Genomic DNA, 25,602 nt, shown 5'->3' on the forward strand with positions numbered 1-25,602 from the left:
GTGCCGTCTGTCCCGGCGGCGGCGGGCGCTGCTGGGTCGTCGGCGGTGGGCCGAGCTGGAGCTGGGCGAGCGCCGGTGCGCCGGCAGGCGGGATCAGCGCCGGAACGACGACGGCCAAGGCGGTCAGCGCGGAGAGGATCGCAATCTTGTTCGCCAAGGCCTGATCTGGTGTCCCTGTTGCCGGGCCGCTAGCGCTCGGGCCGGGTCTGGATGCGGGGAGGTCCGGCGTCCGGCATTCATTATGGCCGCGAACATGGCGGAACCATGCCGCCCCGGCGGTCGGCTTGCGGCCTTAGGAGCCGGGCGTCCAGGCCTGGTAGTCGCCCGTCGCCTTCGGCCGGCGACCGGCATTCAGGGTCGAGCCTGGCGGCCGATAGGCCGAGGCTGTGCCGGTGGCGTTCGGCTGGTGCGGCTGCTGCCAGGGGCGCGGCCGGTAGGCGCTGGCGGTCGGCGGCTCGGCGGTCCGATGATGCATCCAGCCCCACCAGCCCGGCGGAATGGCGGAGGCCTCGGCCTGTCCGTGGTAGACGACCCAGCGCCGCTCGTGGCCGAGGGCCGGGTCCTTGGCAAAGCGGGACCGGTAATACCTGTTGCCGAACTCGTCCTCGCCGACGAAAACCCCCACCCGCCAGATGGTGAGCTGGGTTCCGAAGGTCTGGCTGTTCCACCAGGTGAAGAACTTGAGGAAGAAGGTCTTCATCGCCTGCCTGCGCGCCTGTCGATCAGACCGGTTCATGCCACCCGTCTTCCCGAATGTCCAGCAGGTGCAGCGGCAATGCAGAACGGCCGCCCCGGTGGGGCGGCCGCTGGGTCTTCAAAGCACGCGGGGCGAGTCAGTAATCGTCGCCACCGCCGTCGTCATAGCCGGCGGAATCGTCGTAACCGCCGTAACCGTCATCACCGGTGAAGCTGTCCTGCGCGGCGGGCTTCTCGGCCGCCTGCTGGGCCTCGGGCGCCGCGGCCGGCGCCGCCGAGGCGGAACTCGTGCCGCCGCCCATCATGCTGGAGATGGCGTTGGCCGCCAGAATGCCGCCGACCACACCCACCGCCGCCGTGGCAGCCGTCGCGAGGAAGCCGCCGCCGCCGCCGCCCTGCTGGGCCGGCGCGGCCTGCTGCCCCCAGGGGCCGCCCATCGGACGTCCCTGCGGGCCACCCATCGGCTGGCCCCAGGGGCCACCCTGCTGGGGTGCGCCGAAATTGCCCTGCGGCGGGGCACCGAAATTGCCCTGAGGGGGGGCGCCGTATGCCGGCGGCGGACCGCCCTGGGGCTGGCCGAAACCGGGCGGCGGCGGTGCCATGCCGGTGTTCAGCGGGCGTCCCGGCATCGGCGGCGGCGCCGCCGGCTTGGAGCCGAAGATGCTCGACAGGAAGCCGCCGCTCTGCGGCTGCTCGGCCTGGCGCTGCACGTGCTGGAGATGCTGCTGCATCTGGTCGACCTGATTCTGCAGCGACTGCGCCTGTCCCTGCAGCGTCTCATTCTGCTTGGCCAGGTCATTGAGGGCCTGGTCGGAGACATACATCGTCTGCAGCAGGGCGTAGACCGCGCCGGGCTGCTGCACGAGGCGCTCCTTGATGAAGGCGTCGACGGCAGGGTCGCGCTGCTGGCTCTCGGCCGAGCGCAGGCGGTCGAACAGTCCGGCGATGATATCGCGTTCCTGTTGGTTCATGGGGGTAGATCCTCCGGAAGAACGTTCGTAGCGGGTCGCCCCCGCGTGGTTCCTGTCTGGCATCGTCTCATTGCGGTCTGATGTCGCGATTCAGAGCCGGAGCCTTCAGGTAGCGGGAAGATGGTATATGGCCCCATCCCGCGCCAGAGGTTTGACGGGGGCGTGGCGGCAAGTCGCAGGGGCCCCACAGATCCAACGAAAAAAGGCCGGGGCGGACCCCGGCCGTGACACCGCGCAGCGCCGCGGTGGGATCATTTGTAGGGCAGCTTCGACCATTGCAGATCGATCGACAGGCTGGCGACGACGCTGTGGCCGCACCAGTTGGACCGGCCCGAGCCGCTGAAAACGCCGCGATAGTCGCCGGTGGTGGCGAAGCACTGCTGCGAGGTCAGGTTGGTTCCGTGATAGCGCAGGTCCAGGGTCAGGAAGTCCTTGTAGGTCCACGACACGCCGGCGTTCCAGTAGACGTAATCCTGGATGTTGAAGTCGGCGCCCGGACCGAACACCGTCGTCGTGCCGAGCCAGTAATGGCCGACCGCACCCGAGATCGCGAAGTCGTTCGGCAGCTTCACCTTGGCGTTGAGCTCGCCATAGGTGCCGGCCGCCCCGGTGCCGAGCCAGTTGGGGGCGAAGTAGAGGGCTGCGCCGACATTGACCGTCGGGGTGATGTCGTAGCCAACCTTGCCGTAGACCTCGACAAAGTTGCTGCGCGCAGGGGCCCAGACGCCGTTGAGGGCCGGTGCCGCCAGGCCGGCCGTCACGAACTGGCGCTCGTTCGGATAGAGATAGTACATCACGCCGAGGTCGAAGGTCGCATCGCCGACGACCGGCCGGATGCCGCCATAGAGGTCGACTTCGCCGACCGGCCGGTTCGGCAGCTTCGTGGTCCAGAAGGCGGCGCCGGCATAGAGCCAGCCGTAACGCGCCTCGCCATAGACGTTGATCGCCGGGCCCCGCGCCGACTGCGAGATGCCGCGGAAATTGTAGTCCGAGAGTACCTTGCCGCCGAAAGCGAAATCGAAGGCCCAGGGCGCCGGCGCGGCGATCGGGGCCGGCGCGGCAACGTCGGCGGCGAAGGCCTGGCTTCCCAGTGCCGCGGCAAGCAGGCCCGTCAGCATCGTTTTGCGAAACATCTGCGTCTCCCGACTGCGGTCGGCGCAGGCCGCCGACCCAAATCACCGCATATCCGTCACAATGACGTCACATGTGGGCAACGGGCGACAAGGCAAAAAATCGGGCATAGGTCGGCAAAATGCCCAATCAGAAAGCAGATGAACCCAATAAAAGCCCCCTGTGGCCGCGTGGCCACAGGGGGTTTGTTAACCCAATTGACCATCGCGGCCGATTCGTCGCTCACGCGAGCATGCGATAGGCCGGAAGGGTGAGGAATTCCTCGAAGTCGGGCGCCAGGGACAGTTTGGCGAAGAGGGCGATGGCCTCGGCGAATCGGCCCTTCTCGAAAGCCTCGGCTCCGACTTCGGCCTTCACCACCTCCATCTCCTCCTTCAGCGCCTTGTCGAAGAAGGCCGGGGTGCAGGCGATGCCGCCTTCCAGCGCCACGCCATAGGTCGTCCATTGCCAGATCTGCGCCCGCGAGATCTCGGCGGTCGCCGCGTCCTCCATCAGGTTGTAGATCGGTACGGCGCCACGGCCGCGCAGCCAGGCCTCGATATACTGGACGCCGACGCGGATGTTCTCGCGATAGCCGGCCTCCGAGCGGGTGCCCTGATGGATCTCGAGAAGGTCCTTCTGCCCGACCACGACGTCGTCGCGCTGGCGGGACACCTGGTTCGCCGCCGGCATCAGCCGGTCGAAGGCCTCCATGGCCACCGGCACGAGATCGGGATGGGCGACCCAGGTGCCGTCGTGGCCGATGGTCGCCTCGCGCTCCTTGTCGGCCTTCACCTTGGCGAAGGCGGCGGCATTGGCCTCGGGATTGTTCTTGATGGGGATCTGCGCCGCCATGCCGCCCATCGCGAAGGCGCCGCGCTTGTGGCAGGTCTTCACCAGGAGTTCGGCATAGGCCTTCAGGAAGGCCTTGCTCATCACCACCTGGCCGCGATCGGGCAGGACATAGGCCTGGTTCCGCGCCAGCTTCTTGATGAAGGAGAAGATGTAGTCCCAGCGGCCGGCATTGAGGCCCGCCATGTGGTCCTTCAGCTCGAACAGGATCTCGTCCATCTCGAAGGCCGCCGGCAGGGTCTCGATCAGCACGGTTGCCTTGATCGTGCCGCGGGGGATGCCGAGCTTCTCCTGGGCGTGGACGAAGACATCGTTCCACAGCCGCGCCTCGAGATGGCTCTCCATCTTCGGCAGGTAGAAATAGGGGCCCGAGCCCTGGGCCAGGGCCGCCCTGGCGTTGTGGAAGAGATAGAGGCCGAAATCGAACAGCGAGCCCGACATCTCCTCACCGTCGACCTGCATGTGGACTTCCGGCAGATGCCAGCCGCGCGGCCGCGGAATGATGACCGCGACCTTGTCCTTCATCGCATAGGACTTGCCGCTGTTCGGGTCGGTGAAGGCGAGCGTGCCGGCCCAGCGATCCCTGAGGTTGATCTGGCCCTCGATCTGGTTCGACCAGGTCGGCGAATTGGCGTCCTCGAAATCGGCCATGAAGCATTTGGCGCCGCAGTTCAGCGCGTTGATGACCATCTTGCGGTCGACCGGGCCGGTGATCTCGACACGGCGGTCCTGGAGGTCCGCCGGGATCGGCGCGACGCTCCAGGCGCCGTCACGGATGTGCTTCGTCTCCGGCAGGAAATCGGGAAGGGTGCCGGCGTCGAACTGCTTCTGCCGTTCGGCGCGCAGCTTCAAAAGGCGCTTGCGCGTCTCGTTGAAGGTCCGCTGCAGATCGACCACGAAGGCCACGGCCTCCGGGCTGAGGATCTCGTCATAGCGCGGGCCCATGGCCCCCGTGATGGTGACTCCGGTCGTGGTCATGGCCCGCTTCCTCCAGAAGATGCATGATATCCGCACACTCTAGCGCAGCGCCGTCTGTTCCGAAATGGACGAGGGTGATGAAGACTTGTTCCAATGGAGGATAAAATCCGGCCCTCCGGCCTTCGTCTGGATTTTGCCGCCCGCAGCCGCTATGGCGACGGACAGCAATTCCGTCACGCGGATGACATGGCCGAGATCGCGCGCGTAGAGACCTATTCCTTCACGCCCGCCGCTCTGCGGGTCGGTGACCGGCGGCCGGGCATATCCGGCTTCGTCCGGACGCGGAACGGAGCCGATTTCGTGGCCGCCGCCATTCGCAGCCACGCCGCCCATGTCGACGAGATCGTCGTCGTCTACAACCAGTGCACGGACGGCACCGAGGCGATCCTCGCGGCGCTGCAGGACGAACTCGGGCCGCAGAAGCTGAGGATCGTCCATTACCTGCCGCGGGTCTTTCCGCCCGGCTCCGACGAACATATCGCCGAGCCCGCCAATTCGCCCCACAGCGTCGTCAATTACTCGAACTTCGCGCTCGCCTGCACCACCCGCCAGGTGGCCTTCAAGATCGACGACGACCACGTCGCCATGGACGGCGCCTTCGCGCGCATGGCGGCGGACATTCACCGGGACGGGCTGGCGCCCGGACGCATGGCCTGCTTTTCCGGGATCAATCTGGCGCGGGACGACCAGGGGCGGGTCGGCGTCTTCGCCGCGACGCCGCTGGCGGGCAATGGCGACCACGGCTTCTTCCCCGTGACGCCCGACGCCTATTTCGTGCATGACCGGCGCTACGAGGACTTCCGCAAGCGCCACTTCCGCCGGAGCTTCATCGGCTTCGCCTACTGGCACCTGAAATATCTGAAGGCCGGTCTCGGCTTCGCCAATTACGAGATCGCGGGTGGCGCCAACCGCCGCTTTGCGAAGAAGCAGCGCGACTTTCACCGCCGCCGCGAGGTCGTCACCATGGCCGAGCTCGCCGCGACCATGCCGCGTCTGCGTGCCTCGCTGATGCGGCTCCTGCCCTTCGACAAATGGGCGCTGATCGGCAACCGCGCCCTCGCCATGGCCGACGGCGCCGTGACCGAGGCCGATCTCGCCGAGGTTCTGGCCCGTTATGGTCTCGGCGCGCTCCACCGCTCCGACCAGGCCTCCGGCGCCTGAACGCCGCCCGGCGCTGCGCGACCGCTCCCTATTGCGCGGCGGCGAGCGCCGGCACCAGCCGCTGCGCCAAGCCGGCCGCCTCCAGCGTCTCGGGGGCCGGCCCGCCCGTCGCCCAGTCGAGCAGTTCGACCGTATGGATGATCGGCGCGCCGCCACCCCTGTCGGCATGGCCGTTGGCGATCTGGGTGATGCAGCCGATATTGCCGGCGGCGATGATGTCGGGCCGGGTCTTGTCGAGATTGGCGATCTTGCGGTCGCGCAGCCGCTCGGCGATCTCCGGCTGCATGATGTTGTAGACACCGGCCGAGCCGCAGCACAGGTGCCCCTCCGGCGGTTCCTTCACCGTGAAGCCGGCGGCCTTGAGCAGGTTTTTCGGCGCGTCCTTGATCTGCTGGCCATGCTGCATCGAACAGGCGGAATGGTAAGTCACGACGAGCCCGTTCGGCGCCGCGGCGGGCAGGCCGAGGGCCGTCAGATATTCCGTGACATCCTTGGCGATGGCCGAGACGCGCGCCGCCTTCTCCGCATAGGCGGGGTCGTCGCGGAACATGAAGCCGTAATCCTTGATCGTCGTGCCGCAGCCCGATGCGGTGATGACGATGGCGTCGAGCCCGGCGCCGTCCATCTCGGCGATCCAGGCGTCGATGGTGCGCTTGGCCTGGTCGTGGCTCTGCTCCTCCCGGCCCATGTGATGGACCAGCGCGCCGCAGCAGCCCTCGCCCCGGGCGAAGACCACCTCGACGCCGAGGCGGGTCAGCAGACGCACTGTCGCCTCGTTGATCGAGGGCTGCAGCACCGGCTGGGCGCAGCCCTGCAGCAGCACGACGCGGCCACGCTTCGGGCCCTCCGGCGCATGCACGCCGCCGCGATCGAGGTGCGAGCGGGCGGGGAGCCGGTCCGGGGCGAGGCCGATCATCGCCCGCGTGCGCTTCAGGATCCCGATGCGCTCCGAGATCGGTCCGACCGCCTTGCGCGACACGGCGACCGCCGCCCGGCCCTTCCAGCGCAGCACCGAGACCAGCGACAGCGCCTTCTTGGCCAGGAAACCGCCGGCCAGCGCCAGACGGAACCGGTTCGGATAGGGCAGGATATTGGCGAGGACGGAGCGCATCAGCCGGTCGGTCCAGGGGCGCTCGTAGGTCGCCTCGATATGGGCGCGGGCATGGTCGACCAGATGCATGTAGTGCACGCCCGAGGGGCAGGTGGTCATGCAGGAGAGGCAGGACAGGCAGCGGTCGACATGCTTGACCACCTCTGCCGTCGCCGGCTGGCCGGTCTCGAACATCTCCTTCATCAGGTAGATGCGCCCACGCGGGCTGTCGAGCTCGTCGCCGAGCAATTGGTAGGTCGGGCAGGTGGCCGTACAGAAGCCGCAATGGACGCAGGTCCGGAGGATCTTCTCCGAGGCCGCCATGGCCGGATCGGCGAGCTGCTGGGGCGTGAAGTTCGTCTGCATGGACCTCAAACCCCCGGATACATGCGGCCGGGATTGAGCACCCCTGCCGGATCGAAGCTCATTTTCATCTTGCGCTGGATCGCCATCAGCGGTGCGGCCGGCGGGGAGAAGACATCGACGGCGAGCCGCACCTGATCGGGCGCCCGCGCCAGGGTCGCATGGCCGCTTGCGGCCTTGGCGGCGGCATGGACGGCCTTCGCTCCCGCATCCCCTGCGGCGGCGATACCGGCCCAGACGAGGCCACCGCCCCAGTCGAGGACGAGGCGGGGGGACAGCGGGGCCAGCCGCTCGGCCAGGGCCGGCGCGGCCGAGGGCGGCACCGAGAAGCGCCAGACCGCCTCGTCCGTCCCGGCGAAGAGGGCGGCATCCCGGATCCCGGCCCAGAGGGTGGCGGAGGCATCGGCCTCCAGGGTCTCGATGGCGCCGAAGGGGGTGAGCAGCTTCGACAGGGCGTCGGTGCGATAGGCGAGGGACGCCGAAAAGCCCTCGATGCGGATGAGGGTGCGCGCCGCCTCTCCAGCGGCAGCGGGCAGGTGCGCCGCCCCCGTCGGCTCGAAGGGCGAGCCGAGCGCCGCCGAGAGGGCTTCCACGGCCCGGGGAATGGACAGACCGGCGACGACCAGCGTCCGCTCGCCCTCGGCAACGGGCAGCACCTTGAAACAGACCTCGTGGAAGACGGCGAGCGTTCCGAAGGACCCGGCCAGCGCCTTGACGAGATCGAGGCCGGTGACGTTCTTCATCACCCGGCCGCCGGACTTCACGTCCTCGGACAGGCCGTTGACGAATTTCAGCCCTATCATCGAATCGCGGGCGGCCCCGAGATTGATCCGCGCCGGACCGGAGACATTGGCCGCGGCGACGCCGCCCACTGTCGGCTCGCCGGTCGAGCCATAGAGCCGGCGATGGTCCATCGGCTCGAAGGGCAGGCGCTGCCCCTTGGCCGCCAGCGCCTCCGTCACCTCCCGCAGCGGTGTCCCCGCCATCGCCGCGATGACGAGCTCCGCCGGTTCATAGAGCGTGAGGCCCGAGAGCCTGGCGGTGGACACCGTCGCGGCCGCCTGGACCGGCCGGCCGAGGCCGGCGCGCGTGCCGCCGCCGGCCACGGCCAGTGGCGTACCGGTGCTGCGCGCCGCGGCAACGACGGCCGCCAGTTCCGCGGGAGAGGAGGGTGTGTGGAGGGTCATGCCGTTGTTGATCCGTACCAGAAGGCCCCACCCCTACCCTCGCCTCGCTGGCGCGAGGAGAGGGGGACTTCGACGTCCCGCGTCATCACAAGTCTTGCGCCCGGCGCAGCCGTCCCCGGCTGGAGGCGCGACGCCATAGTCCCCCTCTCCGCGCAGCGGGGAGGGTGCGGGTGGGGCTTTTCGCCAGATGCATCGACGGGCTGCAAATGGTCCATCATGCCGCCTCGCGTGGGGCTTCGTCCCGCGGCGCATCCAGCGGAAACACCTTGGCCGGGTTGAGGATCCATTTCGGGTCGAGGGCGGTCTTGATCCGCGTCTGCTGCAGGAGGTCGACCTCGGTGAACTGCTCGCGCATCAGGTCGCGCTTCTCGATACCAACGCCGTGCTCGCCGGTCAGACAGCCGCCGAGCTGCACGCAGAGCCTGAGGATGTCCTCTCCGGCATGTTCGGCCTTCACCTGCTCGGCGGGGTCGTTGACGTTGAACATCACCAGCGGATGCAGGTTGCCGTCGCCGGCATGGAAAACATTGGCCACGCGCAGCCCGTAACCCTTCACGATCCGATCGATGCCGGCGAGCACGTCCGGTAGGCGGCCGGTCGGGATCGTCCCGTCCATGCAGATATAGTCGGCGACGCGGCCGGTGGCGCCGAAGGCGGACTTGCGCCCCTTCCAGATCGCCGCCGTCTCCATGGCGGATTTCGACTCTTTCACCGTCGCCACGTCGTGCCGGCGGGCGATCTCGACGATCCGCGCCAGCATGGCCTCCATTTCGGCTTCCGAGCCCTCGACCTCGATGATCAGCATGGCTTCCACGTCGAGCGGATAGCCGGCCTTGGCGAAGGCCTCGCAGATGTGGATCGCCTCGCGGTCCATATATTCGATGGCGACGGGGATGATGCCGGCGCCGATAATGTCCGACACGGTCTGCCCGGCCTGGGCGATCTCCCGGAAACCGAACAGCACAGGCCGCGCGCCCTCCGCGTGTCTGAGGATGCGCACGGTCACCTCGGTGACGACGCCGAGCTGCCCCTCGGAGCCGACCAGCAGCCCGATCAGGTCATAGCCGGGCGAGTCCAGCGCGCCGCCGCCGATCTCGACGACCTCGCCCTCCACCGTCACCAGCTTCAGGCCGAGGATGTTGTTGGCGGTGACGCCGTATTTCAGGCAGTGCGCGCCGCCGGAATTCATCGCCACGTTGCCGGCGATGGTGCAGGCGAGCTGGCTCGACGGATCGGGGGCGTAGAAGAACCCGGCATGGGCCACCTCGCCGGAAATGGCGAGATTGGTGATGCCTGCCTCGACCCGCATGGTCCTGTCGGCGAAATTGACGTCGAGCACCCGGTTCATCTTGGCGACGCCGAGCACCACCGCATCCTCCTGCGGGATCGAGCCGCCGCACAGCGACGTGCCGGCGCCGCGTGCCACCACCGGCACGCCTTCGGCGTGGCAGAAGGCCATGATGGCGGCGACCTGTTCCGTCGTCTCCGGCAGTACCACCACCATGGGCACCCGCCGGTAGGAGGTCAGTGCATCGGTCTCGAAGGCGCGCCGCTCCTTCTCCTCGGTGATCACGCCCTCGCCGGGCACGATGGCCTTGAGGGCGGCGACGACGCGGTCGCGTTTCGCCAGCACGTCGGCACGCGGCGCGGGAAAGGCAATGGTCATGGTGTCCTCCCTCTTCGGGTTTCGGGGCCGCATGTCGGCAAGTGCGTCCTTCGAGGCTCGAAGCACGCAATTTCCGGATGCACATCCCCTCCCGGCTGACTTGATTTCACATCACTATACGCTGGTTCCCCTCTGGCGGAATGGTGTGCAACAGGTCAAGATTGTTTCCCTGCAGGAAAGAATGGGGGCATTCTTTTGACACCACTCGCCGATCTCGAGGTCTTCGCCCGCGTCGTCACCGCCGGCAGCATGTCTGCCGCCGGCCGCGAGATGGGCCTGTCGCCGGCGGTCATCTCCAAGCGCATCAAGCGGCTGGAGGATCGGCTCGGCACGCGACTGCTCCAGCGCACCACGCGGCAATTGTCCCTGACCGAAGCGGGACAGGGCTATTATGAGCGCGTCGTCGCCATCCTCGCCTCCATCGACGAGGCCGAGACCTTCGTGACCCGCCGCTCGAACCTGGCCCGCGGCACCCTCCGTGTCTCGGCGCCAACCTCCTTCGGCCGGCTGCACATCGCGCCGCATCTGCGCGCCTTCCTCGGCGCCAATCCCGATCTCGTCGTCCATCTCGAGCTCTCCGACAGTTTCGTCGACATCGTCGCCGAGGGCTATGACGTCGCCATCCGCATCGGCGAATTGGACGATTCCTCCTTCGTCGCCCGGCGTCTCGCCCCCAACCACCGACTGCTGGTCGCGACGCCCGGCTATCTCGCGGCGCGCGGCCGGCCGGCCGGTCTCGCCGACCTCGCCGATCACGCGCTGCTCGCCCACAATGCCGATACCTGGCGCCTGGAGGGTCCAGACGGGCTGCAGGTGGTGCGGCTGCACGGGCCGCTGCGCACCAATTCCTCCGAGGTCGTCCGCGAGGCGGTGCTGGCCGGCATCGGCATCGCGCTGCGCTCCACCTGGGATGTCGGGCCGGAACTGAAGGATGGTCGGCTGGAGGTCGTGCTGCCGCCATGGCGCGCCTCGCGACGGGTCGCAGTCCATGCCGTCTACCCGACGCGCCGGTTCCTGCCGCAGAAGGTCAGGGTCTTCGTCGACTGGCTGGCGGCGCTCTACGGCCCGGTGCCCTATTGGGACCAGGGGCTCGACCTCGCGGCACGGGAAGGCTAGAGGCTTGACCCATCCGCCCCACCCGGAACACCGCATGACGCGCGCCCTGTCCGATCTCGATCTCCGCCTCGCGAGCCTGCTGGCCGCGGCCGGCTTCGCGCGCGCCGAGCCGCCGCTGCTCATCGCCGCCGATCTGGTCCGCGATCTCGTCGGCGAGGCGCTCGCCCGCCGGCTATTCCTCACCAGCGACGCGGAAGGCCAGGAACTCTGCCTCCGGCCCGACTACACGATCCCCGTGGTCCAGGCCCATCTCGAAGGCCCGCGCGCGGGCGAAGCCGCGGCCTATTCCTATCTCGGACCCGTCTTCCGCCACCGCCCCGGCATGGCGGGCGAATTCAACCAGGCCGGCATCGAGCTTCTCGGGCGGGCCGACCACGAGGCGGCCGAGGCCGAGGTCGTCGCCCTCGCCCTCAAGGGGGCGCGCCTCTACACGGATGGTCCGCTCTCCCTCGCCATCGGTGATGTCGGCATCTTCATGGCCCTGGTGGCCGCCCTCGGCCTGCCGCCCGCCTGGCGCCGGCGCCTCGCCAAGGACTTCCGGCGCTCCGGCATGCTGGCAGGCGACCTGAAGCGCCTCGCCGAACCGGCCCGCAACGGCTCCACCCATGCCGGCCTGCTCGCCGCCCTCGAAGGGTCCGACCCCAAGGCGGCCCGCGCCCTGGTCACCGACCTCCTGTCCATCGCCGGCATCACCACGGTCGGCGGCCGCTCCGCCGCCGACGTCGCCGAGCGCTTCCTCGAACAGGCGGCGCTGGGCACGGGCGGCCTCAGCCCGGACAAGGTCGCGGTCGTCCAGAAGCTGCTCGCCATCGACACCGACGCCGTGTCGGCTGAGGCCGAGATCCGCGATCTCGCCACGGCGTCCGGGCTCGCCATGGGCCCGGCCATCGACCGGCTGGCCCGCCGCAATCAGCTGCTCGCCACTGCCGGGGTCGACCTGTCCACCACGCGCTTCTCGCCGCGCTTCGGCCGCGATGTCGACTACTATACCGGCCTGGTCTTCGAGGTGCATGACGGGTCGGGCCGGGAGCGCCGGCCGCTCGTCGGCGGCGGCCGCTACGACCGGCTCACCGATATGATGACCGCCAAGATGGGGCTCGACATCAAGGTTCCGGCGGTGGGCTGCGCCTTCTGGGTCGAGCGCCTCGCCGTGACGGGAGGCCGCACATGACCGATTTGCCGCTCGTCTTCGCCATCCCCTCCAAGGGCCGCATCCTCGAATCGGCGCAGGGGTTCCTGGAGCGTGCCGGGCTCAAGCCGGTGCAGGGCCGCGGTGCCCGTGACTATCGCGGTACGATCCCGGGCCTCGACCATGTGGAGGTCGCCTTTCTCTCGGCCTCCGACATCGCGCGCGAACTGGCGGCCGGCACGGTGCATCTCGGCCTCACCGGCCTCGATCTCATGCACGAGGCGACGCCGGAGCCCGAGGACCGCCTGGTCTCGCTCACCCCGCTCGGCTTCTCGCGCGCCGATGTCGTCGTCGCCGTGCCGCAGGCCTGGATCGACGTCGCCACCATGGCCGATCTCGATGACGTCGCCAGCCAGTACCGCGCCCGCCACCGCTCGCGCATGCGCGTCGCTACCAAATACCTGAACCTCACCCGCGCCTTCTTCGACCGCCACGGCATCGCCGACTACCGAATCGTCGAGTCCGCGGGGGCGACCGAGGGCGCGCCGGCGGCCGGCGCCGCCGAGCTCATCGTCGACATCACCACGACGGGCGCGACGCTCGCGGCCAATGCGCTGAAGGTGCTGGACGACGGCATCATCATGAAGTCGGAGGCCCATCTCGTGGCCTCGCGGACGGCGCCCTGGCATGCGTCGGCGCTCGCCTCCGCCCGCGACATGCTCGACCGGATCGAGTCCCAGGCGCGGGCCCGCCGGGTCAAGGAGGTGCGCACGCGCTTCGCGTCGGCCGACGCGGCTTTGCTGGACGAAGCCCGCGCCCGCTTTGGCGTCGAGGCGCCCTTCGGCGGGCCGACATCCTCCGGCATGCTGACGCTGCACTGCCCGCCCAAGGCCCTGTTCGGCCTCGCACGCTTCCTCCGGGACCGCGGCGCGGAAACCGTCTCCGTCACCGAACTGGACTATGTCTTCTCGCGCGACAACCCGCTTTACGAGACGCTGGCCACAGCGCTTGCCTGACGCTCAGACCGCATCCGTCGAGGTGACGACGAAGGTCGTGAGGTCGCCGTCCTCGTCGCGGATGGAGACATATTCGCCGATCTGGAAGGCGTGGTCGCCGAAGCGGAAGCCGGCCTCGTCGTCGTCCTCGGCTGTCGGGTCGTAGTCGAAGGTCCAGGTCGCGCCCTTGGCGCCGCCCGCCTTGTGGACGAGGAGACCGTGCTGGTCGGCCTCGCCCTGCCAGAACCGGCGCACCTTGCACAGGGACCGGTGCTCCTTCCACGCTTCGGCGTCGATGAAGCCCTCCGCGTTCAGCGGCGCGACGAATTCATAGCCGTGCAGCTTGGAGCCTTCGGGATAGCCCGGGGAGCGCGCCATGTTGAGGCGGATGCGGTGAAAGCCACGGGGGAGAGTCGTCATGCGTCGGTGCCTCTGGCTGTGATGGCATCCTTGATGCGCCCGGCCCCGCCGCCCCGCCTTGATCGGGGTCAAGTCGTTCGTGCTCAGGGCAGGCCGAGGGCCCGCGCGGCCATGACCGCGCCCATGCCGGCAGCCATGGCCGCGATGTCCTTGCGCACCGCCAGCATGGTCGCCGCCGCTACCGCGACACCGATCCAGGCGGAAATGCCTCCGCGCATCGCCAGCGGCACGACGGTGGCGACGATGATGGCGCCGGGCAGCGCCTCGAGCGCGGCGCGCAGGAACGGGGTCAGCGGCACCCGGCTCATGATCCAGTACCCGGCGAAGCGCACCGCATAGGTCGCCGCCGCCATGGCGAGGATCGCCGCGACGGGGCCGGTCCAGTCAGCCGCGGTCACGGAACATTCCCGCCGCTAGCGAGCCGGCAAGCGCCCCGGCGATGATGAACCAGAAGCCCTCCACGAGGTGTGCCGTGATCACCGCGACGGCGCCCGCCACCGGCCAGGCCAGCCGGTCGCGCCGCATCCGGAACAGGCCGACCGACATCACCGTGAAGGTCAGCGGCATGACCATGTCGATGGCGAAGCGCTTCGGGTCGGTGAGGAGATGGCCGAGGGCATGGCCGGGAATGGTCGCCAGCGTCCAGATGATCCACATGAAGACGCCGGCGCCGACGAAGACGCCGGCATCCTGCCCGCCTCCCGCGTGGTAACGTGAGCCGATGACGAAATTGGCGTCCGTCAGGCCGGCGAGGCCGAGATGGACGGGTCCGGCCGGCCCGCGTGACAGCCAGGGCTGCAGGGCCGCCCCCATCAGCAGGAACCGCAGGTTCACCGCCGTCGTCACCACCACGAGCGCGACGATGGCGGAGAGCGAGAAGATCTCCGGCCAGAGCTGCAGGGCGAGGAGCTGGGAGGCCCCGGCATAGACCGAGAAGCTCATCAGCACCGCCTGTCCGAGGGTCAGGCCCTTTTCGGCGGAGGCCGCGCCCACTGCCGCGGCGAAGACCAGCACGCCCGGCAGCATGGGCATGCTCAGCCGGGCGCCCTCGACCATGCCGGCCAGGGTGCAGGGGACGGGACGAGGAGCGGAATCGGGCGTGTGCATGGGACCTGCGGAGTGGTCGGCCTTTGTCCTGTTCCGCGGCCGGCTGGTCCAGTCCATCCGGTGCAGGGCGGGGCTTCTCGCATCGCAGGGGTGGAACGGGAGCCACTCCACCATCGGACCCGGTTTCGGCCCGACGCCAAGTTCAGGTCCACCCCACCCGCACGGCGCGGGGCGCTCAGTCCAGCCGCTTGCGGAAGCAGAACTCCCAGCTGGCGCTGGCGTCGGCGAGGTAGCGCTCCACCGGCTCCCGCAGGAAGCCGAGCTTCTCGTAGAACCGGTGGCCCCTGAGGAAGCGCGTGTCGCTCCACAGGATGATCGTGTCGGCGCCGCGCTGCCGGAGCAGTGTTTCGCCCTGCCCATAGAGGGCCTGTGCCAGGCCCGAACCTCTGTGGTCGGCACGGGCATAGACCTTGAACAGTTCGCCCAGCCCCGCCGTTCCTGTCATTACCGCCGCGAGCGAGCCGACGAGCAGGCCCTCGCTTTCGGCGACGATGAGACGGCCCCCCTGCCGCTCGTAATGGCTGGCGGGGGCCTTCAGCTCGGGAAACTCAGCGTCGATGAACAGACATCCGGGATATTCGGCGAAGGTGGCGGCGATCAGCGCGGCGAGGGCCGGGCCGTCGGCATCGGTGGCGGGGCGAAGGATCATGCGTCTGCGGGTCTGACGAGGGCGAGGGCGGTGAGGGGGGCGAGCGCTGTGGCGGTGAACCGTGCCGGCACGGGCAGGGCGGCGGCCAGCAGCCGCTGGTAGCGGTTGCGCGGCACCTCGACGGCGCCGAGCGTGGCGAGATGCGGCGTCACGAATTGCGTGTCGAGCAGGCGGAAGCCGTCGGCGGTGAGGCGCGCCACGAGATGGACCAGCGCCACCTTGGAGGCGTCGGTCTCGCGGTGGAACATGCTCTCGCCGAAGAAGGCGCCGCCGAGGCTGACGCCGTAGAGGCCACCGACCAGCTGGCCCTCCCGCCAGGCTTCGACCGTGTGGCAATTCCCCATGCGGAAGAGCGCACCGTAGAGCCGGCGGATGCGGGCATTGATCCAGGTCTGGCCGCGCCCCTCGGCGGGGGCGGCGCAGGCGGCGATGACGGCCTCGAAATCGTGATCGAGGCGGATCTCGAACCGGCCCGACTTGACCGTGCGGGCCAGCCGCGACGAGACCGTCAGCCCATCAAGGGGGATGATACCGCGGCGCTCCGGCTCGACCCAGTAGAGGCCGGGATCGTCGGCACTTTCCGCCATCGGAAAAATGCCGCAGGCATAGGCCTTGAGGAGCACCTCCGGCGTGATGGTCTGGTCGAGGTCGTCGCCGTGGCGCGTCATGCGGCCAGACTAGCGCCGGCGCGCCGGCGCGGCCAGTCCGTCGGCAAAACCATAGGCGGGATCCCCGGGCGCTAACCCAGCGCCTTCTCGAAGATGATCTGGCCGTCGTCGGTCCGGCCGGTCGGTTCCCAGCCCTGCTGGCGGTAGAAGCGTTCTGCCCTTGTGCCGGTGCCGGTCGTCAGCGAGGCCCTGGCGTGGCCTGTACGGGCCAGGTGACGGCAGGCCGCATCGAGCAGGGCGCGGGCAATGCCGCGGCCCTCGCTGGCGGGATCCATGAACAGGGCGAAGATCGATCCGTCGCGCGGATCAGCCGAGGAGAAGCCGTGGATATGGCCATCGTCCTCGAAGACCCAGAAGGCGTCGCGGTCGATCAGGTACTGGACGGCGTCGACGATCTTGTCCGGCCGGGAGAGGACGTTCTCCCGGACGGCCAGGCGGATCTCGGAAATGCGCGGCAGATCGGCGCGGGTCGCGACCCGGATCACTGCTTCTCGATGCCGGCGACGCGCGCGGCCTCTTCCCACTTGACCGCCTCTGCGGTGACGCGCGCGGCGAGTTCCTCCGGCGAGGAGGGCGCGATCACCATGCCGAGCCGGTCGGTAAGGCTGGTCTTGACCTCGGTGCTGGCGGCGGCGCTGCGCACGGCCTCGTTCAGCTTGGTGACGACTTCGGCGGGCACGCCGGCCGGGGTGAAGAGCCCGAACCAGGCGATCAGTTCATAGCCCTTGGTGCCGGCTGCCTCGTCGACCGTCGGCAGGTCCGGCATTTGCGGTGTGCGCTGCTGCGACGTCACCGCCAGAGCGCGCACCGTGCCGCCGCGGACCTGCGGCAGCATCACGCCGAGATCGGCGGTGAACAGGGTGACGCGGCCAGCGATCAGGTCCTGCATCGCGTTCGGGCCGCTGCGGTAGAAGACATGGGTCATCTTCATGCCGGTCATGGTCAGCAGCATCTCGGTCGAAACACGCTGCGACGACGAGGCCGAGGCGAAGGTCAGGTCGGTGCGGGTCTTGGCGAGTTCGATCAGTTCGCGCAGCGTCGTCACCGGCACCGAATTGGCGACCGCCACGATCAGCGGCACCGAGCACAGGAAGGACACCGGCTGGAAGTCCTTGTGCATGTTGAACGGCACGTTGTTGAACAGGGCCGGGGCCGCCGCATTGGTCGAATTGGTACCGACGAGGATCGTGTATCCGTCATTCGCCGCCTTGGCGACGGCATCGGCGCCGATCAGGCCGTTGGCGCCGGGGCGGTTCTCGATGACGATGGTCTGGCCGAGCGTCTTCGACATCTGGTCGGCGAAGGTGCGGGCGACGATATCCGTGGCGCTGCCGGCAGCGAAGGGCACGATCGCGCGGATCGGACGGGTCGGATAGCTCTGCGCCTCGGCGGCCTGCGGCGCCAGCGAGAGGCCGGCAAGGACCAGGGTGGCGGCGGCGGCAAGGCGGGCCATCGACGACATGGCGCGGAACATGGGCATCTCCCGTTGAACATGGTCGGGCGTCGGTCGCGCCCGTTCAGAATGCCGCTATGTCTATCGGCTTTGCGGGGGAAGGCAAGCGATCGCAGGATAGGGCAGGGTGGCACGGTGTCGGTCATGGCGGTGCAGACCTGCGACGTCGCGGCGCTTCGTACGGCCTGACTGCAGCGGATAGAAAAAGCGATGCGTGTCATCCCCAAGCCGATGCCTGCCCTGCGATGGGTCGCAGCCTGCGCCATCGCCGCCACCTGCCTCGCCGCACCGGCCGCGGCCCGGGAACTCGTGCCGCTGGACGCCGCCTCGCCGGCCGCGCGGCCACTGGTGGATCGGCTGCGCCAGGGCGGTCTCGTGCTGTTCTTCCGCCATGCCGATACCGCCGGCATGCCCTGCGACAGCTCCTATCGCATCGGTGACCGCGCCGGACAGCGCAACATCTCGGCCCGGGGGCGCGAACAGTCCCGCCGCATCGGCGAAGCCCTGCGGGCCCTCGGCATCCCCGTGGCCTTTCCGGTCCTCGCCGGTCCCGTCTTCCGCGCCCGGGACACCGCGGAAGAAGCCTTCGGCGCTGGACAGGTGGCCGTGACCGACGGACTGACGGCCGACGATTTCGCCGGGTCGCGCCTCGGCTGGGTGCTGTCGGAACATCGGCGGCTGATGGCCGAGCCGGTGCCGGCCGGCACGAACCGCGTCCTCGTCGGCCACCGCACGCCGGCGATGATGCTCTTCGGTGAGGCGGCCGGTGGCCGGGCCTTCCCGGAGGGGGCCGCCATCATCATGGAGCCGGCGCCCGTGCCGCGCCTCCTCGGGGTCCTGATGCCGGCACCGATCCCCGGCGCCGGCTTCCACAATTGCTGACGGCCGTCCTACTATTTCGATATTGCTCGAAATATATCTTGACGCCGATCGGCTGCGGCAGCAGTCTGCGGCCATGGATATCCTGACCCAGGCGAACCGGCTGGAGGCTCTCGGCAACCCGACGCGCCTCGCCATCTATCGGGCGCTGGTGCGGGCCGGTCACGCCGGCACGCCCGTCGGCAAGCTGCAGGACGCCATCGGCATTCCCGCCTCGACCCTGTCGCATCATCTTGCCAAGCTCTGCGCCTGCGGCCTCGCCGGCCAGACGCGCGAGGGGACGGTGCTGCGCTGCCGGGCGCATTACGACGTGATGGAGCAATTGGTCGCCTTCCTTGCCGCCGAATGCTGCGCGGACGCGACCGCCGCACCCTGCGAGACATCGGCATGCGGATGACACCGGGCGCAGCAGGGCAGTAGCCGGTAAAATATTTCGAATTTTCTGGAATGATAAAAAAAGTGGATGATGGGCGACATGACGATGCATGAGGACCTTCCCGTGGTGGTGATCGGCGCCGGGCCTGTCGGTCTTGCCGCGGCCGCCGAACTGGCGGAGCGCAACCTCCCCTTCCGGATCATCGAGAAGGCCCCGACCGTCGCCGGCGCAGTGTCCGCCTGGGGCCATGTGCGCCTGTTCTCGCCATGGCAGTTCAATGTCGCCGCCGCCGCGGCCCGGCTGCTTGGCCCCACGGGATGGCGCCGGCCGCCGGACCCTGTCCACCCCACCGGTGGCGCGCTCGTCCGGGACTATCTCGCCCCGCTGGCCGCCCATCCCGCCATCGCGCCGCACCTCGTGACGGACACGGAGGTCACCGCCGTGGCGCGTGCCGGCACCGACCGGGTGCGGGATGCGGGCCGCGCGTCGCGCCCCTTTGTCGTTCGCCTCCGCGGTGCAGCCGGTGAGACGGAGATGCGCGCCCGTGCCGTGATCGACACCTCCGGGACCTGGTCGTCGCCGAACCGGGTGCTCTCGGGCGGGCTGGGGGCGCTCGGCGAGATGGATCCGGCCGTGGCCGCCCATGTCGCCTATGCCATGCCGGACGTGCTGGGGCAGGCCCGTGCGCGCTATGCCGGGCGCCGCGTCGCCGTCCTCGGATCGGGCCATTCCGCCATCGGGACCCTCCTCGATCTCGGCCGCCTCGCCGCCGACGGTCCCGGCGGGCAGATCGTCTGGCTGTTGCGCGCCGACAGCGTCGAAAGCGCCTATCGCAGCGGCGCGAACGACCAGCTGGAAGAGCGCGGCGCCCTCGCCACGAGCGTCGCCGGCCTCGTCGCATCCGGGCGCGTCGCGGTGCGCACCGGCATCCGCATCGCGCGCCTCGCGGCGGCGGGAGGGGCGCTGGCGATCGTCACCGAGGGCGGTGATCGCCTCGAGGTCGATGAGCTCGTCGTCGCCACCGGCTTCCGGCCCGATCACGGCCTCGCCGCGGAACTGCGGCTCGACCTCGACCCGGCCCTGGATTGTCCGGTGGCGCTCGCCCCGCTGATCGATCCGAACCAGCATTCCTGCGGGACGGTGCGCCCGCACGGCCATGCGGTCCTCGCCCATCCCGATGCCGGCTACTTCATCGCCGGGATGAAGAGCTATGGCCGCGCGCCGACCTTTCTCATGGCGACGGGGTATGAACAGGTCCGCTCCATCGTCGCCCATCTCGCTGGTGACGCCCAGGCGGCGGCCGACGTCCGGCTGGTGCTGCCCGACACCGGGGTCTGTTCCACCGGACCCGCCAAAGCGGAACCGGCCAGGGCGACATCCTGCTGCGGCGGCGCCGCCGCGCGCGTGCTGGAAACGCAGGACTGAATCGCGGCGGCCCCGGATTGACCGGGGCCAGATTCCGCTTTCAGCATCCCGGCATCATCATGCGCGCATCCTTCCCCTTCATCATCACCGCCCTCGGCCTCACCCAGATCATCTCCTGGGGCACGATCTTCTATGGCATCTCGGTGCTGGCCAAGCCCATGGTGGCCGAGCTCGGCTGGAGTTTCACCTTCATCTTTGCCGGCTTCTCACTGTCGCTGCTCGTCGGAGGCCTGGTCTCGAAACCGGTGGCGCGGCTGATCGAGCGCCGCGGCGGGCGGTTCACCCTGACCGTCGGCTCCGTTGTCGGTGGCATCGGTCTGCTCATGCTGTCGCAGGTCAATGATCCGGTTGTCTATATCGCTGCCTGGATCGTGCTTGGCTTCGCCTCGCGCCTGACGCTCTACGATGCTGCCTTCGCCACCCTTGTCGAGATCTACGGAATGCGGGCGCGCCGGCCGATCTCCGTCCTGACCCTGTTCGGCGGTCTCGCCTCGACGATCTTCTGGCCGATCTGCCACTATGCCAACGAGGCCATCGGCTGGCGCGGCGCCTGGATGGTCTGCGCCCTCTCCGTGCTCGTCATCTGCACGCCGCTGCACCTGCTGCTGCCACGCTTCGGCGCCCCGATCGGCGGCAGCGACGCCAGCGGCACGGGAGATCCCGATCCCGAGCCGCTGGTCCCGGCGGCCCAGCGTGCTTTCGCCGTGCTGATGCTGACCATCGCCATGGCGGCCAATTCCTTCATCACCACCGCCCTGTCGGTCCATCTCATTCCCGCCGTGGTGGCGATGGGCATGGGGGCGGCCATGGCGGTGTGGATCTCCTCGCTGCGCGGTGTCTTCCAGACCCTTGGCCGTCTCGCCGAGATCCTCTGGGGCCGCAACCTCGATCCCTTCCTCTTCGCCAACATCTCCACCGGTGTCATGGTCCTGGCCTTCGTGCCATTGGCGGTCGGCGGCGTCGGCGTCCCCTATTTCTTCGCCTTCAACGTGCTCTTCGGCATTTCGGTCGGGCTCGCCACCATCGTGAAGGGCGCTGTGCCCCTCGTCCTCTTCGGCAAGCACGGCTATGCCGGCGTGCTCGCCTCCATCGCCACGCCCGGCCTCATCGTCACCGCCGCGGCGCCCACCGCCTATGCCGCGGTGCTCGATGCAGCGGGGCCGGTGGCGGGCTTCTGGCTGCTCTTCGCCATCGCAATCCTGTCGTTCGCGGCGACGGCGGCCCTTGCATGGAGGTTCCGCCGCAGCCCAATCTGACCCTGGGGAAACGGCAATGATTCTCGAGGTCTGGCAGGGCGCGGGTGATCCGGTGCGCGGCGCGGCGGTTCTGGTGCGGGCCCTTGCCACGGCGAGCGCCCTCGGGGCTGCCGGCGCGGCCCTGTTCCTGGTCTTCCTCAGCGAGCGGCTCACCCTCGACGAGGCCCGGGCGGCCCGCCGCTGGCTCACCCTCTTCGTCGTGCTCGCCCTTGTTGCAAACGCCGCCCTCTGGCCCTTCCGCGCAGCGGCGCTGACCGGGATCGGCGAGGGGATGGGCCGCTGGCAACTCTATCCCGAGATCGCTCGCTCGCCCTTCGGCGATGCCGCCTTCACCTTGCTGGCCGGACTTGCCCTGCTGCTCTTCGCCCGCGTGCGCACCGCCTGGGGGGCGGGACTGGCGACGGCCGGTGCCTTGCTGGTCTGCCTCGCTCCGGTGCTGGCGGGCCATGCGGTGGGTCATGCCCGCCGCCAGGAACTGATCGCCCTCGGCCTCGTTCACGGCGCTGCCGCGGCCTTCTGGTTCGGCAGCCTCTTCCCTCTGCGCAGCGTTGCCCGCCGGCGCGATCCGCGCTCTGCGTCCGAGACGGTGCTCGCCTGGTCGCGTTTCGCCATGGTCTTTGCGGGTCTGGCGGTCGCCACCGGCGCCACCATGGCGCTTGTCCTCGCCGCCTCGCCCATGGCGCTGGTCCGGACCGGTTACGGCTGGGTCGTGCTGGCGAAGACCGCCCTTGTCGGCGCCATGGTGCTCGGCGCTCTTGCCTGTCGGTTCAAACATGCGCGCCTGATGCAACGCGGCGACGTTCTTGCGGGCGAGGCTTTGCGCACCTCCTGCGGACGACAGATCCTCTTCGCGCTTCTGGTGTTCTACGCGACGGCCGAACTGACGACGGCCGACCTTCCCGCCGTCGCCGGCCGCTGAGCGCTCAGGCGCCCACCAGCATTTCAAGGCCGCGGTCGGTGACCGCCTTGGCGAGCGCCTTGGCCGGCCTCTGGTCGACGATGATCCCGGTGGCGGCGTCCGCTCCTTCGATCCGCACCGGCGTCTCACGATCGAGGGACGATGCATCGACCAGGAAATAGGCGCGTTTGGCGGCGGCGATCATCTGCTTGCGCTGCTCCGCCCAGACGCGGCTGAAATCGGTCGGCTGCCCATCTGCGGCCATGCCTCCCACGCCGACAAAGGCGATGTCGACGCGGTAGTTGCGCAGCATGGCCATGGTGTCGATGCCGACGGCACCGTCACTCGCCGCGTCCACCTCGCCACCGAGCATCACCACGCGGATACCGGGGACCTGTGACAACAGGGCGGCATTGGCGATGCCATTGGTGATGACGGTCAGCCGCGACTTCCCGGCGAGGGCGGAGGCCACGGCGAGAGCGGTGGGGCCGGCATCGAGCAGAACGACGCTGCCGTCCTCGACCAGTCCCGCCGCGGCGCGGGCGATGGCGGACCGACCGGACGGAGTGTCCGCAAGCAGGGTGATCGGGGTCCGGTTGTCGCTCCCGCGGCGCGAAGCGCCGCCATGCACGATGGTGACCTCGCCGCGATCTGCGAAAAGCTTGAGGTCACGGCGAATCGTCTCGCGGGAGACGCCGAGCGTGCTGGCGAGTCCCGAGACAGTGACCGTTCCGACTTCCGCGAGCATCATGCGGATGCGATCATGGCGGGTAATGGCTAGGGGTCTTGCCATCGCGTTGAAGTTCCCTCCGGGAATGTGTGTCATGGTACCAATCGACCATGTCCGAGCGGGGCAATTAATGCGTGTTTGTACGTATGTGCGGTGCTGACGCAGCCTATCGGCCTAATGTCGGGATCGCCCTGTTCAATGCACAGGGCCGGGTCCTGATCGCCCGCCGCATCGGAGACGACGGACCGGAGGTCATCTATCCCGGCTTCGAATGGCAGATGCCGCAAGGGGGAGCAGACCCCGGCGAGGCCCCCGAAATGGCCGCGCGGCGGGAGCTTTTCGAGGAAACGGGCGTGACGTCGGTGCAGTTGCTCGGCCGGTTGCAACGGCCTGTTGCCTATGACTGGCCACCCTATCACGGCCCGCCGCACCGGCTCGGCCGCTGGCGCGGCCAGAGCCAGATCTGGTTCGCCTTCCGTTTCACCGGCTGCGACAGCGAGATCGACCTCGACTCGCCACGGCTGGGGGAAGCGGCGGAGTTCGACGCCTGGCGCTGGGAGCAGCTGTCGGTGCTGCCCGAGATGGTCGTGCCCTATAAGCGCGAGGTCTATTCGGCCGTGGTGGCCGGTTTCGCCCCTTTCGCCGGGCTGTCGGGTGTGCATGACCGTGAGGTCTTGTCCGGTTCCGGTTGATCATGATGTGGTCACGATGGCCGACGATGGTCGCGCCGCCTGCTGCCTGCTGCATGTCGATGGACCTTCCTTGATGACCGATGCCATCACCCGCGCCTATGAGGCGCTCGAAGCCAACCGTCGCGCTTTGATGGTGATGTCGCTGCCGGAAATGTTCGACGAGGATTCCGGGCGGTTCGCGCGCTTCTCGCTGAAGCTCGGCCCGCTTCTGATGGACTGGTCCAAGACGCGCGTCTCGGCCACGACGATGCGGCTTCTGGTTGACCTGGCCAGTGCCGCCGGTGTCGAGGACAAGCGCGACGCGATGTTTGCTGGCGCGCGGATCAATGCCACCGAGGATCGTGCCGCCTTGCACGTCGCCCTGCGCAACCTCTCGGGCGCGCCGATGTTCACCGATGGGCGCGACGTCATGCCGGAAGTTGCGGCCGAACGGGAGCGCTGCTTCGCCTTCGCCGAGGCCGTGCGCACCGGCGCACTGCGTGGCGCCACCGGCAAGCGCTTCACCGCCATCGTCAATATCGGCATCGGCGGCTCCGACCTCGGCCCGGCCATGGCGACCCAGGCGCTCGCCCCCTATGTCCGGCGCGGCCTTGCCATCCGCTTCGTCTCCAATGTCGACGGCGCCCACGTGGCGGAGACGCTGAAGGGCCTCGACCCCGCGCGCACCCTGTTCGTCGTGGTCTCCAAGACCTTCACCACGGTGGAGACCATGACCAATGCGCAGACGGCGCGGAACTGGCTGGCGCAGGCCCTCGGCGATGAGGCGGTCGGCCGGCACTTCGCGGCGGTCTCCACCAATCTGCCTGCGGTCAACGCTTTCGGCATCGCCGAGGCCAGCATGTTCCGCTTCTGGGATTGGGTGGGCGGCCGCTACTCGGTCTGGTCGGCGGTCGGGCTCACGCTGATGATCGCCATTGGTCCGCGCCAGTTCACCGCCTTCCTCGCGGGGGCCGAGCGTGTCGACCAGCATTTCCGCACGGCGCCGCTGAAGCGCAACATGCCGGTGATCATGGGCCTTCTCGGTCTCTGGCACCGCCATGTCTGGGGCTATTCCAGCCATGCGGTGCTTCCCTACGACCAGCGCCTCGCCCGCCTGCCGGCCCATCTCCAGCAGCTCGACATGGAGAGCCTCGGCAAGGGCGTCACACTGACGGGGCAGGCGGTGACGCGGCCGACCGGACCCATCATCTGGGGTGAGCCGGGAACCAACGGTCAGCACGCCTTCTTCCAGCTCCTGCACCAGGGCACCGAGATCGTGCCCTGCGATTTCCTCGTCGCCGCCTCGCCGCACGAGCGCGGCCGCAAGCACCATGACCTGCTGATCGCCAATTGCCTCGCCCAGAGCCAGGCCATGATGCGGGGCCGCAGCTTCCAGGAGGCCCGCGACCAGCTGATCGCCCGGGGCATGGACAGGGCCGCCGCCGAGCGCATCGCCCCGCACCGGGTCTTTCCTGGCAACCGGCCCTCGACCACCTTCCTCTATCGCAAGCTCGACCCCGCGACCCTCGGCATGATCGTCGCCCTCTACGAGCACAAGGTCTTCGTCATGGCGACCGTCCTCGGCATCAATGCCTTCGACCAATGGGGCGTCGAACTGGGCAAGGAACTGGCGACGCGGCTCGAGCCGCTGGTGGCCGGCCACTCCGCCGATGCGTCGGGCCTCGACTCCTCGACTGCGGGGCTTCTGGCGCAGTTGAAGAAACTCAGGGTCTGAGGCGGCGACGGGGCCGCCGCG

Annotated in this window: 26 protein-coding genes; 11 read left to right on the top strand and 15 right to left on the bottom strand. The window is 69.0% G+C overall.

Going from position 1 to position 25,602, the window contains the following annotated elements:
- Window positions 1-292: 292 nt before the first annotated feature.
- From Q0C57_RS09475 to aceB, 4 genes are all read right to left on the bottom strand, one after another.
- Window positions 293-700 carry an NADH:ubiquinone oxidoreductase subunit NDUFA12 gene (locus tag Q0C57_RS09475; protein ID WP_296575781.1) on the bottom strand — a complete coding sequence of 136 codons (408 nt, stop codon included), beginning with the start codon at window positions 698-700 and terminating at the stop codon, window positions 293-295.
- Between the two features lie 133 nt (window positions 701-833).
- On the bottom strand, window positions 834-1,667 hold the full coding sequence (locus tag Q0C57_RS09480) for a DUF2076 domain-containing protein (protein ID WP_296575458.1): 834 nt from the start codon (window positions 1,665-1,667) through the stop codon (window positions 834-836).
- A 251-nt stretch (window positions 1,668-1,918) separates the two neighbouring features.
- Window positions 1,919-2,800 carry a TorF family putative porin gene (locus tag Q0C57_RS09485; protein ID WP_296575460.1) on the bottom strand — a complete coding sequence of 294 codons (882 nt, stop codon included), beginning with the start codon at window positions 2,798-2,800 and terminating at the stop codon, window positions 1,919-1,921.
- Between the two features lie 220 nt (window positions 2,801-3,020).
- A complete protein-coding gene (gene aceB / locus Q0C57_RS09490; protein WP_296575463.1) occupies window positions 3,021-4,607 on the bottom strand; it encodes a malate synthase A in 1,587 nt (528 codons plus the stop codon).
- 186 nt (window positions 4,608-4,793) lie between these two features.
- Here aceB and Q0C57_RS09495 point away from each other — a divergent pair, with 186 nt between their 5' ends.
- Window positions 4,794-5,768: a hypothetical protein gene (locus tag Q0C57_RS09495; RefSeq protein WP_296575466.1), complete on the top strand. Its 975-nt coding sequence runs from the start codon at window positions 4,794-4,796 to the stop codon at window positions 5,766-5,768.
- A gap of 28 nt (window positions 5,769-5,796) precedes the next feature.
- Here the strand turns inward: Q0C57_RS09495 and Q0C57_RS09500 are convergent, their stop codons facing one another.
- The 3 genes from Q0C57_RS09500 to Q0C57_RS09510 all read right to left on the bottom strand — a co-directional run bounded on the left by Q0C57_RS09500 (window position 5,797) and on the right by Q0C57_RS09510 (window position 10,074).
- The gene (locus Q0C57_RS09500; protein WP_296575468.1) at window positions 5,797-7,224 is read right to left on the bottom strand and encodes a heterodisulfide reductase-related iron-sulfur binding cluster; all 1,428 of its coding nucleotides are present in this window, start codon (window positions 7,222-7,224) and stop codon (window positions 5,797-5,799) included.
- A gap of 5 nt (window positions 7,225-7,229) precedes the next feature.
- Complete coding sequence (locus Q0C57_RS09505) at window positions 7,230-8,408, bottom strand: FAD-binding protein (RefSeq protein WP_296575471.1); 1,179 nt, start codon at window positions 8,406-8,408, stop codon at window positions 7,230-7,232.
- Window positions 8,409-8,622: 214 nt separating this feature from the next.
- Entirely contained in the window at window positions 8,623-10,074 is a 1,452-nt protein-coding gene (locus tag Q0C57_RS09510) for an FAD-linked oxidase C-terminal domain-containing protein (RefSeq protein ID WP_296575474.1), read from the bottom strand.
- Window positions 10,075-10,263: 189 nt separating this feature from the next.
- On the opposite strand from Q0C57_RS09510, the gene Q0C57_RS09515 reads away from it, so the two are divergent.
- Genes Q0C57_RS09515 through hisG form a run of 3 tightly spaced genes read left to right on the top strand, consistent with a single transcriptional unit; the run spans window position 10,264 to window position 13,335 of the window.
- A complete protein-coding gene (locus tag Q0C57_RS09515) occupies window positions 10,264-11,190 on the top strand; it encodes a LysR family transcriptional regulator (RefSeq protein ID WP_296575784.1) in 927 nt (308 codons plus the stop codon).
- 34 nt (window positions 11,191-11,224) lie between these two features.
- A complete protein-coding gene (locus tag Q0C57_RS09520; protein ID WP_296575477.1) occupies window positions 11,225-12,361 on the top strand; it encodes an ATP phosphoribosyltransferase regulatory subunit in 1,137 nt (378 codons plus the stop codon).
- On the top strand, window positions 12,358-13,335 hold the full coding sequence (hisG, locus tag Q0C57_RS09525; protein ID WP_296575479.1) for an ATP phosphoribosyltransferase: 978 nt from the start codon (window positions 12,358-12,360) through the stop codon (window positions 13,333-13,335). Before Q0C57_RS09520 ends, hisG begins: the two co-directional genes overlap by 4 nt.
- Before the next feature lie 3 nt (window positions 13,336-13,338).
- On the opposite strand, the gene Q0C57_RS09530 is transcribed toward hisG, so the two are convergent.
- From Q0C57_RS09530 to Q0C57_RS09560, 7 genes are all read right to left on the bottom strand, one after another.
- On the bottom strand, window positions 13,339-13,734 hold the full coding sequence (locus Q0C57_RS09530) for a hypothetical protein (RefSeq protein ID WP_296575482.1): 396 nt from the start codon (window positions 13,732-13,734) through the stop codon (window positions 13,339-13,341).
- Window positions 13,735-13,817: 83 nt separating this feature from the next.
- Entirely contained in the window at window positions 13,818-14,132 is a 315-nt protein-coding gene (locus Q0C57_RS09535; protein ID WP_296575485.1) for an AzlD domain-containing protein, read from the bottom strand.
- Window positions 14,119-14,841, bottom strand: coding sequence for an AzlC family ABC transporter permease (locus Q0C57_RS09540; RefSeq protein ID WP_296575488.1), 723 nt, complete (start codon window positions 14,839-14,841; stop codon window positions 14,119-14,121). Before Q0C57_RS09540 ends, Q0C57_RS09535 begins: the two co-directional genes overlap by 14 nt.
- 175 nt (window positions 14,842-15,016) lie before the next feature.
- Entirely contained in the window at window positions 15,017-15,490 is a 474-nt protein-coding gene (locus tag Q0C57_RS09545) for a GNAT family N-acetyltransferase (protein WP_296575491.1), read from the bottom strand.
- Window positions 15,487-16,158, bottom strand: a complete 672-nt coding sequence (aat, locus tag Q0C57_RS09550; RefSeq protein WP_296575493.1) for a leucyl/phenylalanyl-tRNA--protein transferase — start codon at window positions 16,156-16,158, stop codon at window positions 15,487-15,489. The genes Q0C57_RS09545 and aat overlap by 4 nt, the downstream gene beginning before the upstream one ends.
- Window positions 16,159-16,229: 71 nt before the next feature.
- Window positions 16,230-16,643 carry a GNAT family N-acetyltransferase gene (locus tag Q0C57_RS09555; RefSeq protein WP_296575496.1) on the bottom strand — a complete coding sequence of 138 codons (414 nt, stop codon included), beginning with the start codon at window positions 16,641-16,643 and terminating at the stop codon, window positions 16,230-16,232.
- Window positions 16,640-17,632, bottom strand: coding sequence for a tripartite tricarboxylate transporter substrate binding protein (locus tag Q0C57_RS09560; RefSeq protein ID WP_296575500.1), 993 nt, complete (start codon window positions 17,630-17,632; stop codon window positions 16,640-16,642). Before Q0C57_RS09560 ends, Q0C57_RS09555 begins: the two co-directional genes overlap by 4 nt.
- Window positions 17,633-17,821: 189 nt before the next feature.
- On the opposite strand from Q0C57_RS09560, the gene Q0C57_RS09565 reads away from it, so the two are divergent.
- The 5 genes from Q0C57_RS09565 (at window position 17,822) to Q0C57_RS09585 (ending at window position 22,466) form a co-directional block, all read left to right on the top strand.
- Entirely contained in the window at window positions 17,822-18,493 is a 672-nt protein-coding gene (locus Q0C57_RS09565) for a histidine phosphatase family protein (RefSeq protein WP_296575503.1), read from the top strand.
- Between the two features lie 73 nt (window positions 18,494-18,566).
- Window positions 18,567-18,887 (top strand): metalloregulator ArsR/SmtB family transcription factor, encoded by a 321-nt coding sequence (locus tag Q0C57_RS09570; protein WP_296575506.1) that lies wholly within the window; start codon window positions 18,567-18,569, stop codon window positions 18,885-18,887.
- Between the two features lie 78 nt (window positions 18,888-18,965).
- Window positions 18,966-20,291 (top strand): NAD(P)-binding domain-containing protein, encoded by a 1,326-nt coding sequence (locus tag Q0C57_RS09575; RefSeq protein WP_296575508.1) that lies wholly within the window; start codon window positions 18,966-18,968, stop codon window positions 20,289-20,291.
- Window positions 20,292-20,350: 59 nt separating this feature from the next.
- Window positions 20,351-21,547 carry an MFS transporter gene (locus Q0C57_RS09580; protein WP_296575511.1) on the top strand — a complete coding sequence of 399 codons (1,197 nt, stop codon included), beginning with the start codon at window positions 20,351-20,353 and terminating at the stop codon, window positions 21,545-21,547.
- 16 nt (window positions 21,548-21,563) lie between these two features.
- A complete protein-coding gene (locus Q0C57_RS09585) occupies window positions 21,564-22,466 on the top strand; it encodes a CopD family protein (RefSeq protein WP_296575513.1) in 903 nt (300 codons plus the stop codon).
- Window positions 22,467-22,470: 4 nt separating this feature from the next.
- Here Q0C57_RS09585 and Q0C57_RS09590 read toward each other — a convergent pair whose 3' ends face one another.
- Window positions 22,471-23,271 carry a DeoR/GlpR family DNA-binding transcription regulator gene (locus tag Q0C57_RS09590; protein ID WP_366937820.1) on the bottom strand — a complete coding sequence of 267 codons (801 nt, stop codon included), beginning with the start codon at window positions 23,269-23,271 and terminating at the stop codon, window positions 22,471-22,473.
- A 50-nt stretch (window positions 23,272-23,321) separates the two neighbouring features.
- Here Q0C57_RS09590 and Q0C57_RS09595 point away from each other — a divergent pair, with 50 nt between their 5' ends.
- Both Q0C57_RS09595 and pgi read left to right on the top strand, forming a co-directional pair.
- Entirely contained in the window at window positions 23,322-23,867 is a 546-nt protein-coding gene (locus Q0C57_RS09595) for an RNA pyrophosphohydrolase (RefSeq protein ID WP_296575786.1), read from the top strand.
- A 73-nt stretch (window positions 23,868-23,940) separates the two neighbouring features.
- Window positions 23,941-25,581: a glucose-6-phosphate isomerase gene (gene pgi, locus Q0C57_RS09600; protein ID WP_296575519.1), complete on the top strand. Its 1,641-nt coding sequence runs from the start codon at window positions 23,941-23,943 to the stop codon at window positions 25,579-25,581.
- Window positions 25,582-25,602 lie beyond the last annotated feature (21 nt).

Origin of the sequence: Phreatobacter sp. (assembly GCF_022843985.1) — a bacterium.
GTDB lineage: Bacteria > Pseudomonadota > Alphaproteobacteria > Rhizobiales > Phreatobacteraceae > Phreatobacter.